Genomic DNA, 15,245 nt, shown 5'->3' on the forward strand with positions numbered 1-15,245 from the left:
CTGGAACGCGTTATAGAAACGCGAACAGCTGGTCGTTGCGCTATGGGTCACCATAGACGAGAACGTGTTTCAGTTCTAGGCTGCCGGAGGTGAGCGGAACCGTGCAAACCGGGGTCTTGGTCGTCGGGTTCGGGGCGGCAGGAGCGTGCGCCGCGCTGGAGGCCGCCGAGGCCGGAGCCGACGTGCTGGTGCTCGACCGCTTCGAGGGCGGCGGTGCCACCACGCTCAGCGGCGGCATCGTGTACGCGGGTGGCGGTACCGCGCAACAGCGGGACGCCGGCGTCACCGATTCGGTCGACGCCATGCACGCCTACCTCCGGCTCGAGGTCGGAGATGTGGTGAGCGAGCAGACGTTGCGCTCATTCTGCGAAGGCAGCGTCGAGATGATCCGCTGGCTGGAACGGCACGGCGTGCCGTTCGAAGGCAGCCTGTGCCCGGAGAAGACCTCGTACCCGGGCAACCGCCACTACCTGTACTACTCCGGCAGTGAGTCGTCCGGCGGCTTCCGCGACGCCGCCGAGCCCGCGCCGCGCGGGCATCGCGCGAAAGGACGCGGGACCTCGGGAAAGGCGCTGTTCAAGCCGCTCGCGGCGCAGGTTCGACGCCGGGCCACGGTGTTGCCGCAGACCCGGGTTCGCCGCCTGGTCCAGTCGGCCGATGGAACGGTGACCGGCGTGATCGCGTCGACGCTGCGTGACGCTCCGGCGTGGGCGCGAGCCCTGCACCGGCGACTCGGCCAGTGGTCCGCGAAGCCCGGTATCTACGTGCCCGCCCTGCGGAAGAAGCTGCATCGGCGCGTGGTGGCACTCGAGGAACGCTTCGCCCGCGAGCTCGAAATCTCGGCACACAGCGTGATCCTCACGGCCGGTGGCTTCATCGCCAACCGCGAGTGGATCCGGGAGCACGCGCCCGCCTACCGCCGTGGCCTGCAACTGGGCACGGTCGGTGACGACGGCTCGGGCATCGAGCTGGGCAGGTCGGCCGGTGGGGCGACCGCTGGGCTGGGCCGCGTCTCCGCGTGGCGCTTCCTGACCCCGCCGAGCGCGTTCCTCGGCGGATTGCTGGTCAACGAGCGGGGGCAGCGGGTCATCGACGAGTCCCGGTATGGCGCCGCGGTCGGGGAGGAGCTGATCGAGCGGCACGGCGGCAAGGGCTGGCTGCTGCTCGACGAAGAGCTGGTCCGGCGCGCCCGTGCGCAGGGCGATGTGCAGTGGTTCCAGCGGTTGCAGACGCTCTACCTGCTCAAACGCGGTCGCGTGCTCGGCGGCACGATCGCCGGAGTGGCCCGGCGAGCCGGGGTCGACCCGGACGGGCTGGCCGAGACCGTGGTGGCCGCGGACGCCGTGCCCGACCCGATGGGCAAGCCCGCCGCCTTCGTGCACCGCTTCGGCTCGCCGCCGTACTCGCTGGTGGACGTGTCGATCCGGCCGAGCCTGGCGTTCCCGTGCCCGATGCTCACCCTCGGCGGGCTGGTGGTGGACGAGGGCAGCGGCCGGGTGCTCGGCGGTGACGGCAGGCCGATCCCGGGACTGTATGCCGCCGGGCGGACCGCGGTAGGAATCTGTTCTCGTTCCTACGTGAGCGGGCTGTCGCTGGCCGATTGCGTGTTTTCCGGCCGTCGTGCCGGGAACCACAGTGGGCGGACGCTGCGGGAACTCGACAAAAACGAGAACGTGTTCTAGTCTTGGCGGTATGACAGAGCCGAGTGTCGGCGGTGTGCTCGCCGGGGTCTCCGAGCTGCTCCCCGTGTTGCGGGAACGGGCGCAGGAGACCGAGGACGCCCGCCGCATTCCCGAAGAGTCGATCAAGGCGTTGCAGGAGACCGGCTTCTTCAAGCTGCTGCAGCCCAAGCCGTACGGCGGCTACGAAGCCGACCCGGTTTCCTTCTACACCGCGGTGAAGCACATCGCGAGCGCCTGCGGGTCCACCGGCTGGGTGGCCTCCATCCTCGGCGTGCACCCCTGGCACCTGGCGTTGTTCGACGCGCAGGCCCAGGAGGACGTCTGGGGCGAAGACCACGAGGTCCGGCTGTCCTCTTCGTACGCGCCGATGGGCAAGGCGAAGGTGGTCGACGGCGGTTACCGGCTCAGCGGGCGCTGGAGCTTCTCCTCCGGCTGCGACCACGCGACCTGGGTGCTGCTGGGTGCGCCCGCCTTCGACGCGGACGGCAAGCCGGTCGACTTCTGCACCTACCTGCTGCCGATCGCCGACTACGCCATCGAAGACGTCTGGGACACCGTGGGGCTGCGGGGAACCGGCAGCAACGACGTCATCGTGGACGACGTTTTCGTGCCGTCGCACCGGGCGCTGAGCTTCATCGCCACCTCGAAGCTCAAAACTCCCGGTCAGGCGGTCAATCCGGGCCCGCTGTACCGGTTGCCCTACGGCTCGGTGCACCCGTCCACCATCACCGCGCCGATCATCGGCATGGCACAGGGCGCCTACGACGCGCACGTGGACTTCCAGCGCGGGCGCGTCCGGGCCGCCTACGCCGGTGAGCAGTCCAAAGAGGACCCGTTCGCCAAGGTGCGGATCGCCGAGGCGGCCAGCGAGATCGACGCGGCCTGGCTCCAGCTGACGCACAACATCGACGAGCTGTACCAGTTGGCGTGCGCGGGGGAGAAGCTGCCGTTCGCCACCCGGCTGCGCGTCCGCCGCGACCAGGTGCGCGGCACCGAGCGGGCGATCTCCGCGATCGACCGGCTCTTCGAGAACTCCGGCGGCCGCGCGCTGCGGACCGGCACGCCGATCCAGCGCTTCTGGCGGGACGCGCACGCCGGCCGGGTGCACGCGGCCAACGACCCGGAACGCGCCTACGTCATGTACGGCACCGGCGAGTTCGGGCTGCCGGTGGAGAACGGGATGGTGTGACGGTGACCGAAGGCCAGTACGCCCAGGTGACGCCGGAACTCCGGCTGCACTACCACGAAACCGGGGCCGAGCACGAGGAAACGGTGATCCTGCTGCACGGCGGCGGGCCGGGCGCCTCGGCCTGGAGCAACTTCGGCCGCAACCTGCCGGTGTTCGGCAAGTCCTTCCGCACCATCGCGGTGGACCAGCCGGGGTTCGGGCGGTCGGACAAGCCGGTCGAGCACCCGCAGTACTTCAAGCACAGCGCCACCGCGGTGATCGCGCTGATGGACAAGCTCGGCATCGAGCGGGCGCACCTGGTCGGCAATTCACTCGGCGGCGGCGCCGCTGTCCGGCTGGCTTTGGACCACAGTGGACGCGCCGGGCGGCTGGTGCTGATGGGCCCTGGTGGGGTCAGCGTGAACGTGTTCGCGCCGGACCCGACCGAGGGCGTCGGCAAGCTGGCGGCGTTCGGGGCGAAACCCACCCGGGAGAACATGGAAGCCTTCCTCCGGGTGATGGTGTTCGACCAGTCGCTGATCACCGACGAACTGGTCGACGAGCGGTTCGCGCTGGCGAACACCCCGGAGTCGCTGGCCGCGATGCGTGCGATGGGTGCGTCGTTCATGCGGCCGGACAGTTTCGAGCAGGGCATGCTCTGGCGTGAGGTGCACCGGCTGCGCCAGCGCGTGTTGTTGATCTGGGGCCGGGAGGACCGGGTGAACCCGCTCGACGGCGCGCTGGTGGCGTTGAAGAACATCCCGCGCGCGCAACTGCACGTGTTCGGACGCTGCGGGCACTGGGCACAACTGGAGAAGTTCGACGAATTCAACCGGCTCGCCATCGAATTCCTCGGCGGCCGCGGCGGAGGTGTGGGGTAAATGGGCATCCGATCGCTGGGGTATCTGCGCATCGAGGCCACGGACCTGGCTGCCTGGCGCGAATACGGGCTCAAGGTGCTCGGCATGGTCGAGGGCAAGGGCACCGACCCGGACGCGTTGTACCTGCGCATGGACGACTTCCCGGCTCGGCTGGTGATCGTGCCCGGTACCTCGGACCGGCTCGCGCAGGTGGGCTGGGAGGTGTCGAACGCCGCGGAACTGGAGGAAGTGCGCCAGAGCCTGGCCGCGCACGAGGTGCCGTTCAAGGAGGGCACCGCGGAGCAGCTGGCCGACCGGCACGTGGTCGAGATGATCACCTTCGAAGACCCGTCGGGCAACACGCTCGAGGTGTTCCACGGCATCGCGTTGCAGCACCGGCGGGTGGTCAGCCCGTACGGGCACCGGTTCGTCACCGAGGAGCAGGGGCTCGGGCACGTCGTACTGTCCACTCACGATGATGCCGCGGCCTTGCAGTTCTACCGTGACGTACTGGGTTTCCGGCTGCGTGACTCGATGCGGTTGCCCCCGCAGTTCGTCGGCAGGCCGGCCGACGGCGAACCGGCGTGGCTGCGGTTCTTCGGCTGCAACCCGCGGCACCACAGCCTGGCGTTCCTGCCGATGCCGGTGCCGAGCGGGATCGTGCACCTGATGGTCGAGGTGGAGAACACCGACGACGTCGGCCTGTGCCTGGACCGCGCGCTGCGGCGGAAGGTACCGATGTCGGCGACGCTGGGCAGGCACGTCAACGACCTGATGCTGTCGTTCTACATGAAGACGCCCGGCGGGTTCGACATCGAGTTCGGCTGCGAGGGCAGGCAGGTCGACGACGACAACTGGATGGCGCGCGAGAGCACCGCGGTTTCGTTGTGGGGGCACGACTTCTCGATCGGGGCGCAGCAGCCGTGACCGCGGCGGCGGCGATCGACGCGGCTCGCTTCCGCGCGGTGCTGGGGCACTTCTGCACCGGTGTCGCGGTGGTGACGGGTCACGACGGAACCGCTCCGGTGGGTTTCGCGTGCCAGTCCTTCGCCGCCCTTTCGCTCGACCCGCCTTTGGTCCTTTTTTGTCCTTCTCGCAATTCCGGTTCGTGGCCGGTGATCGAGCGGAGCGGTTCTTTCGCGGTGAATGTGCTTTCGGAGGGCCAGCAGGAACTCAGTGCTGTTTTCGGGGCGCGGGGCGTGGACAAATTCGCTTCGGTCCCCTGGCAACCGGGTCCTTCGGGTGCGCCTTTGCTGGAGGGTGCCCTCACCTGGCTCGACTGCTCGGTGGAAACCGTGCACCCGGCCGGTGACCATCACGTGGTGATCGGCCGAGTCCGCGCCCTGGGCGCCGAAGCCGCCGACCACGGCGCGCCCCTGTTGTTCTACCGAGGCCAATACGCGGCGACACGAGCCCGAACAGAACTCGACACCCTCTACGACTGGCCCCGCCCCGACGACTGGCTATAACCCACCCCACACTCACACACCCGACCCCCACGTTGGCGCACCCGAGTTCCACATTCGTGCAGCCGAACTCCACACTCAGGCAGCCGAACCCCGCGTTCGGGAAGCCGAAATCCACATTGGCGCGAGGCGATGTCATGAAAGCCACATTCGAGACATCCAACGTCCCGAAAGCCACATTCGTGACACGCGCTCCCGCCTATGCCGTGAAAGCCACATTCACGGCATCCACCCGGGCTCTACCGGCAACGTGAACGCGGCACTCGGCTACCCGAACGTAGAACTCGGGTCTATCCCGTGATCGGTGTTTCCGGCGTTGTTGATCAGTAGGTTTCGGCGGCCGGCCAGCGGTCACCGAAGGTGATGGCGAAGGCGTTGAGCACGGGTGTCCAGCGCATCGTCCATCGGGTGCGGCCTGTCCCGGTCGGGTCCAGGCTGCGGGTCACAAGGTACAGGCACTTCATCGCCGCTTGCTCGGTCGGGAAATGCCCGCGTGCGCGGATCGCCCGCCGATAGCGGGCATTGAGCGACTCGATCGCGTTCGTGGAACAGATCATGCGCCGGATCTCGACGTCGTAGTCGAGGAACGGAATGAACTCGTCCCAGGCGTTGCGCCAGAGCCGGATCATCGCCGCGTATTTTCTTCCCCAGGTTTCGTCGAGATCGTTCAGCGCGGCGAGCGCGGCGGCGGGATTAGGCGCGGTGTAGATGGGTTTGATCTCTCGTTTGACCGCGTCCCAGTCTTTGCGGGACACCAGCCGGAATGTGTTCCGGATCAGGTGAACAATGCAGGTTTGCACGACAGCCTGCGGCCACACATTCGCCACCACTTCGGGCAGGCCTTTCAGTCCGTCGCAGACGAGGAAGAACACGTCACCGATGCCACGGTTCTTCAGGTCGATCAGCACGCTCATCCAGAACTTCGCGCCCTCACCACCAGTGCCCATCCACAGACCCAGGACGTCCTTGCGCCCGTCCACCGTGACCCCGATAGCCGCGTAGACCGGACGGTTGGCGACCTGGCCGTCGCGGACCTTGACATGGATCGCGTCGATGAACACCGCCGCATACACCGCATCGAGGGGCCGGTTGGCCCACTCGTTCATCTCCGCCACGACCTTGTCGGTAATCCGCGACACCGTCTCCTTCGACACCGAGGCACCATAGATCTCGGCGAAATGCGCTGAGATCTCACCCGTGGTCATGCCTTTCGCATACAGCGACAACACGATCTCGTCCACATCCGTGAGCCGTCGCTGCCGCTTCTTCACGATCTGTGGCTCGAACGTGCCTTCCCGATCTCGGGGAACCTCGATGCCGACCTCGCCGGCGGCATCGGAGATCACCGTCTTCGGCCGTGCCCCATTCCGCACGTTCGTCGAGGCCCGGTCCGCCTCGGCACGATTCTTCTCGTGCCCGAGATGCTCGGTCATCTCCTCGTTGAGCGCGGTCTCCAGCACATTCTTGGTGAACAGCTTCAGCAAGCCGTCCGGGCCGGTCAGCGCCAGCCCCCGGGCCTTGGCCTCGGCCACCATCGCCGCCGCAGCGGCCTGCTCCGGCGACAGCTCCCGCGCCGGCTTGCCCTCACGCTTACGTGGACTCACAACCTCAGATGTCATCACTCACAGTGCCCATCCCGCCGGACCTCAGCCCGGCGTGTCGGGCCGGAAACACCGATCTTGGAACAGTCCCTAGAACTCGGGTTCCTGAACGTGGGACTCGGATGCTTGAGTGTGGGGTTCGGGTTCTTGGACGTGGGGATCGGGTGTGAGTGTGGGGTTCGGGTGTGTGAGTGTGGAAGTCGGGTGGGTGGACGTGGGTTAGGGGCGTAGGGGGGTGCCGGCGTCGTGGAGGTGACGTAGGGCTTGGGCGTAGGAGTCGATGAGGCCGGTTTCGTGGTACGAGACGCCCAGTTCGGCGCAGTACTCCCGCACGATGGGTTGTGCGCGTCGCAGGTGCGGGGTGGGCATGCTCGGGAACAGGTGGTGCTCGATCTGGTAGTTCAGCCCGCCCATGGCGGTGTCGACGAACCACCCGCCCCGCACGTTGCGCGAGGTGAGCACCTGGCGTCGCAGGAAGTCCGGGCGGTCGGCGCCGGTGAGGGTCGGCATGCCCTTGTGGTTCGGTGCGAAGATCGATCCCATGTAGACACCCCACAGCCCCTGGTGCACGGCGATGAACACGAGCGCCTTCAACGGCGACAGCACCAGGAACACCGCACCCAGGTACAGGGCGAAGTGCGCGAACAGCAGGCCCGCCTCGAGGCCGCGGCGTTTGAGCGTCGGCTTCAGCACCGCGCGCACGCCGGAGAAGTGCAGGTTCAGCCCTTCCAGCGTCAGCAGCGGGAAGAACAGGAAGGCCTGGTAGCGGCCGATGAACCGCGGGATGCCGCGTGCCGCGCGTGCCTGGTCCTTCGACCACACCAGCACGTCCGGGTCCACGTCGGGGTCGAGTTCTTCGTGGTTCGGATTGGCGTGGTGGCGGGTGTGCTTGTCCATCCACCAGCCGTAGCTCATGCCGATGCTGAGGTTGCCCGCGAGCCGCCCGGCGATCTCGCTCGGCCGCCGCGTGCGGAACACCTGCCGGTGCGCGAGGTCGTGGGACAGCAGCGCGATCTGGCCGAACAACACGGCCAGCAGCACGGCGACGAACAGCGTCGCCCAGGAGTCGCCGAGCCAGGCGAACAGCGTCCAGGCGGCGGCGAACAACGCGGTCACCACGCCGAAGCGCAGCGTGTAGTAGCCGGGGCGCCGGTCCAGCAGGCCGGCCTGGTTGATTCGTCGCGAGAGCCGGGCGAAATCGCTGCCGGTCTCCGTGGCGGTGATGGGCTGTGTGGTCACGTGTCGAGTCTGGTGACTCTGCGTCAGCACCGGTAGCCGGTGGACCACCCGGATCGCGGTAGGGCAGACCCCACCATCGTGCGCAGGTGCTCCCGCGGTGAGCCGAGGAGGAAGCTGCTGCCGTGCGCGCGCTTGAAGTACCGGTGCGCCGGGTGTTCCCAGGTGATGCCGATGCCGCCGTGCAGCTGGATCATCTCCGCGGCGATCGTGCTGAACGCCTCCGAGCAGTGCACCTTCGCCACCGCGGCCAGCGAAGGGTCGTCGGCGGCTGCCGCCACGCATGAGCCCGAGGTCTCCACCAGCACGTACAGGTCGGCGAGCCGGTGCTTGATCGCCTGGAAGCTGCCGATCGCCCGCCCGAACTGCCGCCGCTGCTTCGTGTACTCCAGCGTGATCTCGAAGGCCCGCGCCATCGCCCCGGTCTGTTCCGCGGCCACCAGCACGCACGCCTGGTCGTACACCGACGGATCGAGGTCGCCGACGAGCTCGGCCCTGGCGCCGCGGAGTTCCACGGTCGCCAGCCGCCGGGTCTCGTCCATGGTGGGGGAGTGGTCGCGCCGGACGCCCGGCTGATCGACCGGAACGGCGTACAAGCCGGAGCCCGCGGCCACGAGCAGCAGCTCCGCCGAATCACCGTCGAGCACGTACCGGTCCAGCCCGTCCACAGTGGATCCGGAGACCGCGAAGTCCGACCAGGCCACGGTGCCGGTGGTCAGTTTCCCCGACAGCGGCGAGTCCGCCAGTGCCAACGCGGCGATGGAGGTCGACAGGAACGGCAGCGGCGAGAGCACACGCCCGAACTCGGCGGCGACCACGGCCAGTTCGGGCAAGCCCGCGCCCAAGCCGCCGTGCTGCTCGGGCACGGCCAGTGCGGCGACACCGATCTGCTCGCACAGCACGTCCCAGGACGCACCACGCGACAGCGCGGTGCGCACCGAGGAACGCAGCGCGTCCAGTTCCTCCGCCGTGCTCACGCCAGCACCCGGCCGCGGTGGAAGGCCGGTGTACCCCAAACGCCCACGAGCGCGCGGACCTTCGTCAACCGCAAGCCCAATCCGTGTTCGGCGGTGTAGCCGATCGCGCCGTGCACCTGGAGGCCGGTGCGTGCCGCCAGCGAGGCGGCCTGCCCCGCCGCGACCTTCGCCGCTGAGACGTCCCGTGCCGACGCGGTCAACGCGGCGGCGTAGAGCAGCGGCCGCGCGAGTTCCAGTGCGGTCACGGTGTCCGCGAGCAGGTGCTTGATCGCCTGGTAGCTCCCGATCTCACGGCCGTACTGCTTGCGCTGCTTCGCATACGCCACCGAAGTCGCCAGCAGCCATTCCCCCGCGCCGAGCAACTGCGCGGCGGTGGCCAGCGCGCCGTGCTCGAAGGCGAGCGGCACGCCGTCGCCGATGCGGGCGCCGGGCTCCGGCCGGAACAACCGGCGTGCCCGGTCGACCGACTTCAGCCGCTCGCCCGGCTCGAACTCGTGCACACCGTCGTCCACGAGCAGCAGGCGGAGGTCGGCGACGTCGGCGTCCAGTCCGTACGGCACGTGTGGCGGCAGCGCCACCGACGCCAGCCGTCCGCCGGAGTCGATCGAAAGCGCGGGCAGCACCGCGGCCGTCTCGACCCACGGCCCCGGCACGGCGTGGTACCCGAGGCGTTCGAAGGCGACCACCAGGTCGACCAGCGAGCCACCGGAGTCGAGCAGATCGAGCAGGCCCAGCGCGCTGAGACCGTGCCACAGCTTCATGCCCGGGCCCAGATCGTCGTCCGCCCAGGCGCGAGCGGCGGCATCGCAGTCCGCTGTGGACAGGTAGTCGTCCAGCGCGGCCGAGAAGTCGGTTTGCTCGGCGGAAAGCGCGAACCTCATCGATCACCTCGCGGTAGTCCGAGCAGCCGCTCGGCGACGATGTTGCGCTGGATCTGGTCGGTACCGCCGTAAATGGGACCGGCCAGGGAGAACAGCCAGCCGTCCGGCCAGTCCCCGGATACCTCCGCCGACGGACCGAGCAGTTCCAGCGCGGTTTCGTGCATCGAAACGTCCAGCTGCGACCAGAAGAGCTTGTTCACACTGGACTCCGGACCCAGCGCGGCACCCTCGGCGAGCCGGGTGGCCGTGCCGAAGGTGTACAGCTGGTAGGCGCGGGCGCCGATCCACGCGTCGGCGACACGATCGGCCAGCGCGGGATCGCGCGTTTCGGACCACAGGCGGACCAGCCGGTCGGCCGTGGCCAGGAACCGGCCGGGGCTGCGCAACGACAGCCCGCGTTCGTTGTTCGCCGTGGTCATCGCGACACGCCAGCCGGCGCCGGGTTCGCCGATCACGTCCTCGTCCGGTACGAAGACCTCGTCGAAGAACAGCTCGGCGAAGCCCGACTCGCCGTCGAGCTGGGCGATCGGCCGCACCTGCACGCCATCGGCCCGCAGGTCGATCATGAAGTAGGTGAGCCCGCGATGTCGGACCCCGGCCGGATCACTGCGGAACAAGCCGAACGCCTTGTCCGCGAACGCGGCCCGTGAACTCCACGTCTTCTGCCCGGAGAGCAGCCAGCCGCCCGAGGTGCGGGTGGCCGTGCTGCGCAACGCGGCGATGTCGCTGCCCGCTTCGGGTTCGGACCACGCCTGTGCCCAGACCTCCTCCGAACGCGCCATCTTCGGCAAGATCCGGGCCTGCTGCTCGGGTGTGCCGTGGGAGAACAGGGTCGGCGCGAGCATGAACAGGCCGTTCTGGTTGACCCGCCCGGGTGCGCCCGCCGCGTAGTATTCTTCCTCGAACACCAGCCAGTCCACCAGGGACGCGTCCCGGCCACCGAACTCCTCCGGCCAGGAGACCACCGAAAGCCGGGCGTCGGCCAGTTTGGCCTCCCATTCCCGGTGCAGCGCGAAGCCTTCGGCGGTGTCGAACGACGGCAGCTCGACCACGTGTTCGGCGAGCCAGTCCCGTACTTCGGCCCGGAACGCCAGCGTGGATCCGGGCAGGTCCAGGTCCATCAGGGCTTCCCGGCGTCTCGCATCGAGCGGGCGTCCTGCCCGCCGAGTGAGTCCCCGCCGGCGACCTCGGCGTTGTGCGCGTGCGCGAAGTGGTGCAGGCCGAACACCGAGTCCATGCCCGCGCGCAGGCCCATCAGGTCCTCCGCCTGGTTGACCGCCTTCTTCGCCAGCGCGAGCCCGAACGACGGCATGGCGGCGATCTTCCCGGCGAGTTCGAGCGTCGCGGACTCGAGGTCTTCGCGCGGCACCACCCGGTTCAGCATGCCCCATTCCTTCGCCTGCGCGGCGGTGAAGCGTTCGCCGGTGAACAGCACTTCCTTGGCCGCGCGCGGCCCGAGCACCCACGGGTGCGCGAAGTACTCCACCCCGGGAATTCCCATGCGCACCACCGGATCGGCGAAGAAGGCGTCGTCGGAGGCGACGATCAGGTCGCACGACCATGCCAGCATCAGCCCGCCCGCGATGCACGCGCCCTGCACGCTGGCGATCATCGGCTTCGGTAGCTCACGCCAGCGGCGGCACATGCCCAGGTACACCTCGGATTCGCGGGCGAACCGCCGGTCACCGCCTTCGCGGGTGGTGTGGTCCCACCACAGCACCGACCGGCGGTCGAACGAGGTGTCCGCGTCCCGGCCGGGCGAGCCGATGTCGTGCCCGGCGGAGAAGTGCTTGCCCGCCCCGGCGAGCACGATCACCTTCACCGAGTCGTCGTCCACCGCCCGCGAGAACGCGTCGTCCAGCGCGTAGGTCATCGCCGAGTTCTGCGCGTTCCGGTAGTCGGGGCGATCCATCGTCACCACGGCGACCGCGTCCCGCTGCTCGTACCGCACGGTCATGGAGCCTCCTTGCCTTCGACGCGGAGCATTCGCTTGAGCACCTTCCCGGAAGCGTTGCGTGGCAGTGAATCGACGAAGAACACCCGGCGCGGCCGCTTGTAGTTGGCCAGGTTCGCCTCGCAGTGCGCCAGTACGTCCTCTTCGGACACTGCGGACACCGGGCCGGAGCGCACGACGTAGGCGGCGCCGACCTCGCCCAGCCGCTCGTCCGGCACCCCGACCACCGCCGATTCGGTCACCCCGGCCAGCCGGGCGAGCACCTGCTCCACCTCGGCGGGGTAGACGTTGAAGCCGCCGCAGATGTACATGTCCTTGATGCGGTCGGTGATCCGCAGGTAACCGCGTTCGTCGAGGGCGCCGGCGTCGCCGGTGTGCAGCCAGCCGTCGGCGTCGATGGCCTCGGCGGTGGCCTCCGGATCGTCGAGGTAGCCGAGCATGGTGTTCGGCCCGCGCAGCAGCACCTCGCCGGAGCCGTCGATCCGCACCTCGAAGCCCGCGGCCGCGGTGCCGCAGGTGGTGGCCACGGTGACCGGGTCGTCGCCCGCGCGGCACATCGTCGCCACCACGGCTTCGGTCAGCCCGTACGCGGTCAGCACCGTGTCGAAGCCCAGGTCGGTGCGCATGCGCTCGATCAGCGGGACCGGCACGGTGGCCGCGCCGGTGACGGCGATCCGCAGCGACGAGAGGTCGTGCGACGCGCGGTCCGGGTGGTTCAGCAGCACTTGGAAGATCGTCGGCGCCCCGGGCAGCACGGTGATCCGCTCGGCCTCGATCAGCTCCATCGTGCGCACGGGGTCGAAGGTGGCCTGCGGCACGATCGTGCTGCCGCGCCGGACCGCGGCGAGGATGCCCGCCTTGTACCCGAAGCTGTGGAAGAACGGGTTGACCACCAGGTACCGGTCGGCCGGGGTCAGCCCGGCGCGGTCGGCCCAGGCTTCGGCGACGCCGAGGGTGCGGCGGTGGCTGGTCATCGCGCCCTTGCTGCGGCCGGTGGTGCCCGAGGTGAACAGGATGTCGGCGAGATCGTCGGGCGCGACCGCGTCGGCGAACTTCGACGCCGTGACCTCGGTCCAGTCCGTCGGCACGCGGAGGACCACTCCTGGCCGGGCGTCACCGATCTCGGTGAGCCGGTCGACACCGAGGAAATCGTCGGCGACCACCAGTGCCTTGGCCGCGCTGCGGGTGAGCACGTCCCGCATTTCCGGGCCGGTGAACCGGGTGTTGATCGGTACCAGAGCCGCGCCTGCGGTCAGCGCGCCCAAGGCCGCGATGACCCAGTGGTGCGTGTTGGGCGCGCACATCGCCACCCGGTCCCCGGGACGGATCCCGCGCTCGGCGAACCACTCGGCCCGGCCGAGCACCTGCTCGCGCAGCTGGGTCCAGTCGAGCCGCACCGGGCCGTCCACGAGCGCTTCGCCGCGGGGCAGCCGGGCGGCGGTCGCGGCCAGTGCGGCGGGAATCGTGTCCGAGTCGTCCACAGTCTTCGCTCCCTAGCAAGTGCTTGGTAGGGTAGCAGCGTGACCGAGTTCCGGGAACGGGTGCGCGACTGGCTGGCCGAGAATCTGACCGGCGAGTTCGCCGCGCTGCGCGGCCTCGGCGGGCCGGGGCGTGAGCACGAGGCGTTCGAGGAACGGCTGGCCTGGGAACGGCACCTCGCCGCGGGCGGCTGGACCTGCCTCGGCTGGCCGGAGGAACACGGCGGCCGCGGGGCCACCCTCGATGAGCAGGTGATCTTCCACGAGGAGTACGCCAAGGCGAACGCGCCCGCCAAGGTCGGGCACCTCGGCGAGCAACTGCTCGGGCCGACGCTGATCGCCTTCGGCACGCCGGAGCAGCAGCGGCGCTTCCTGCCGAAGATCGCCGCCGTCGAGGAACTCTGGTGCCAGGGCTACTCCGAGCCGGGCGCCGGATCGGACCTGGCCGCGGTGTCGACCACCGCCACGCTCGACGGTGACGAATGGGTGCTGCACGGGCAGAAGGTGTGGACTTCGCTGGCGCAGCAGGCCGGCTGGTGCTTCGTGGTGGCACGCACCGAGCCCGGCTCGAAACGCCACAAAGGACTGTCCTACCTGCTGGTGCCGATGCGGCAACCCGGCGTCGAGATCCGGCCGATCGTGCAGCTGACCGGCACCTCGGAGTTCAACGAAGTGTTCTTCGACGGCGCCCGGACCGCCCGCGAGCTGGTGGTCGGCGAACCGGGCGACGGCTGGCGGGTCGCGATGGCCACGCTCGGTTTCGAACGCGGTGTCGCCACCCTCGGGCAGCAGGTCGGCTTCCGCCGTGAACTGCGATCGCTGACCGAACTCGCCCGGCGCAACGGCACCGCGGAAGACCCGTACGTCGCCGAACGACTGGCGCGCGCATGGGTCGGCCTCGAGGTGATGAACGCGCACGCGCGCCGCACGCTCGGTGACGGCTCGTCCGGCGTGGCCGAAGTGTCCAAACTGGTCTGGGCGAACTGGCACCGCTCGCTCGGTGAACTGGCGATGCTGGTGCGCGGCCAGGAATCCGTGCTCGCCGACGAGCTGGACGAATGGCAGCGCCTGTACCTGTTCACCCGCGCCGACACCATCTACGGCGGCTCCAACGAGATCCAGCGCAACGTGATCGCCGAGCGCGTGCTCGGCCTGCCGAGAGAGGCTCGCCCGTGATTCCTGTGCCGAAGTACCCGGCCGGTCGTGACCTGCTGCGGGACAAGGTCGTGGTGATCACCGCCGCGGCGGGCACCGGGATCGGTTCCGCGGTGGCCAAGCGCTGCCAGGAGGAGGGCGCGCGGGTGGTGCTCAGCGACCGGCACGAGCGCAGGCTGGCCGAGAAGGCGGCCGAACTCGGCGGGGTGACCGCGATCCCGTGCGACGTCACCGACGGTGCGCAGGTCCAGGCGCTGATCGACGGGGCCGTCGCGCACCACGGCCGGATCGACGTGCTGATCAACAACGCCGGGCTCGGCGGCAGCAAGTCCATTGTGGACATGACGGACGACGAGTGGTCCTCGGTGCTCGACGTGACGCTGAACAGCACGTTCCGGGTCACCAGGGCGGCGTTGCGGCGGTTCATCGAGCAGGGCGACGGGGGCGCGGTGGTGAACAATGCCTCCGTGCTCGGCTGGCGGGCGCAGGAGGGGCAGGCGCACTACGCCGCGGCGAAGGCCGGGGTGATGGCGCTGACCAGGTGCGCCGCGGTCGACGTGGCGCCGCACGGGATCCGGGTCAACGCGGTCGCGCCGAGCCTGGCCATGCACCCGTTCCTGGCCAAGGTGACCAGCGAAGAGGTGCTGGCCGAGCTGACCGCGCGCGAGGTTTCGGGCAGGGCGGCGGAGCCGTGGGAGGTGGCGAATGTGATGGTGTTCCTCGCCAGTGACTACGCCTCGTACCTGACCGGCGAGGTGGTCTCCGTCTCCAGTCAGCACGCGTGAGG

General features: G+C 69.3%; 14 protein-coding genes. 7 read left to right on the forward strand and 7 right to left on the reverse strand.

What is annotated here, in order from left to right; translation table 11 throughout:
- The first annotated feature begins 89 nt into the window (after positions 1–89).
- The 5 genes from L3Q67_RS23140 to hsaB are packed head-to-tail and all read left to right on the forward strand — an operon-like array spanning position 90 to position 5,179.
- Positions 90–1,682 (forward strand): FAD-binding protein, encoded by a 1,593-nt coding sequence (locus tag L3Q67_RS23140; protein WP_499183561.1) that lies wholly within the window; start codon positions 90–92, stop codon positions 1,680–1,682.
- A gap of 10 nt (positions 1,683–1,692) precedes the next feature.
- The gene (gene hsaA / locus L3Q67_RS23145) at positions 1,693–2,871 is read left to right on the forward strand and encodes a flavin-dependent monooxygenase (protein ID WP_499183562.1); all 1,179 of its coding nucleotides are present in this window, start codon (positions 1,693–1,695) and stop codon (positions 2,869–2,871) included.
- A 2-nt stretch (positions 2,872–2,873) separates the two neighbouring features.
- Positions 2,874–3,731 (forward strand): 4,5:9,10-diseco-3-hydroxy-5,9,17-trioxoandrosta-1(10),2-diene-4-oate hydrolase, encoded by an 858-nt coding sequence (gene hsaD, locus L3Q67_RS23150; RefSeq protein WP_499183563.1) that lies wholly within the window; start codon positions 2,874–2,876, stop codon positions 3,729–3,731.
- A complete protein-coding gene (gene hsaC / locus L3Q67_RS23155; RefSeq protein WP_499183564.1) occupies positions 3,732–4,637 on the forward strand; it encodes a VOC family protein in 906 nt (301 codons plus the stop codon).
- Positions 4,634–5,179: a flavin reductase family protein gene (gene hsaB, locus L3Q67_RS23160; protein WP_499183565.1), complete on the forward strand. Its 546-nt coding sequence runs from the start codon at positions 4,634–4,636 to the stop codon at positions 5,177–5,179. Before hsaC ends, hsaB begins: the two co-directional genes overlap by 4 nt.
- 320 nt (positions 5,180–5,499) lie before the next feature.
- Here hsaB and L3Q67_RS23165 read toward each other — a convergent pair whose 3' ends face one another.
- The 7 genes from L3Q67_RS23165 to L3Q67_RS23195 all read right to left on the reverse strand — a co-directional run bounded on the left by L3Q67_RS23165 (position 5,500) and on the right by L3Q67_RS23195 (position 13,306).
- Positions 5,500–6,795: an IS256 family transposase gene (locus L3Q67_RS23165; protein WP_499183566.1), complete on the reverse strand. Its 1,296-nt coding sequence runs from the start codon at positions 6,793–6,795 to the stop codon at positions 5,500–5,502.
- 201 nt (positions 6,796–6,996) lie between these two features.
- Positions 6,997–8,001, reverse strand: coding sequence for a fatty acid desaturase family protein (locus L3Q67_RS23170; protein ID WP_499191624.1), 1,005 nt, complete (start codon positions 7,999–8,001; stop codon positions 6,997–6,999).
- Between the two features lie 38 nt (positions 8,002–8,039).
- Positions 8,040–8,990 carry an acyl-CoA dehydrogenase family protein gene (locus tag L3Q67_RS23175; RefSeq protein ID WP_499183567.1) on the reverse strand — a complete coding sequence of 317 codons (951 nt, stop codon included), beginning with the start codon at positions 8,988–8,990 and terminating at the stop codon, positions 8,040–8,042.
- On the reverse strand, positions 8,987–9,871 hold the full coding sequence (locus tag L3Q67_RS23180) for an acyl-CoA dehydrogenase family protein (protein WP_499183568.1): 885 nt from the start codon (positions 9,869–9,871) through the stop codon (positions 8,987–8,989). Before L3Q67_RS23180 ends, L3Q67_RS23175 begins: the two co-directional genes overlap by 4 nt.
- Positions 9,868–10,992: an acyl-CoA dehydrogenase family protein gene (locus L3Q67_RS23185; protein WP_499183569.1), complete on the reverse strand. Its 1,125-nt coding sequence runs from the start codon at positions 10,990–10,992 to the stop codon at positions 9,868–9,870. Before L3Q67_RS23185 ends, L3Q67_RS23180 begins: the two co-directional genes overlap by 4 nt.
- Complete coding sequence (locus tag L3Q67_RS23190; RefSeq protein ID WP_499183570.1) at positions 10,992–11,828, reverse strand: enoyl-CoA hydratase; 837 nt, start codon at positions 11,826–11,828, stop codon at positions 10,992–10,994. The genes L3Q67_RS23185 and L3Q67_RS23190 overlap by 1 nt, the downstream gene beginning before the upstream one ends.
- On the reverse strand, positions 11,825–13,306 hold the full coding sequence (locus L3Q67_RS23195) for a FadD3 family acyl-CoA ligase (RefSeq protein WP_499183571.1): 1,482 nt from the start codon (positions 13,304–13,306) through the stop codon (positions 11,825–11,827). The genes L3Q67_RS23190 and L3Q67_RS23195 overlap by 4 nt, the downstream gene beginning before the upstream one ends.
- Before the next feature lie 39 nt (positions 13,307–13,345).
- Between L3Q67_RS23195 and L3Q67_RS23200 the strand changes: the two genes are divergently transcribed.
- Both L3Q67_RS23200 and L3Q67_RS23205 read left to right on the forward strand, forming a co-directional pair.
- On the forward strand, positions 13,346–14,479 hold the full coding sequence (locus L3Q67_RS23200; RefSeq protein ID WP_499183572.1) for an acyl-CoA dehydrogenase family protein: 1,134 nt from the start codon (positions 13,346–13,348) through the stop codon (positions 14,477–14,479).
- On the forward strand, positions 14,476–15,243 hold the full coding sequence (locus L3Q67_RS23205) for an SDR family oxidoreductase (RefSeq protein WP_395901547.1): 768 nt from the start codon (positions 14,476–14,478) through the stop codon (positions 15,241–15,243). Before L3Q67_RS23200 ends, L3Q67_RS23205 begins: the two co-directional genes overlap by 4 nt.
- Positions 15,244–15,245: the final 2 nt, after the last annotated feature.

Origin of the sequence: Saccharothrix sp. AJ9571 (genome assembly GCF_021725495.1) — a bacterium.
GTDB lineage: Bacteria > Actinomycetota > Actinomycetes > Mycobacteriales > Pseudonocardiaceae > Amycolatopsis > Amycolatopsis magusensis.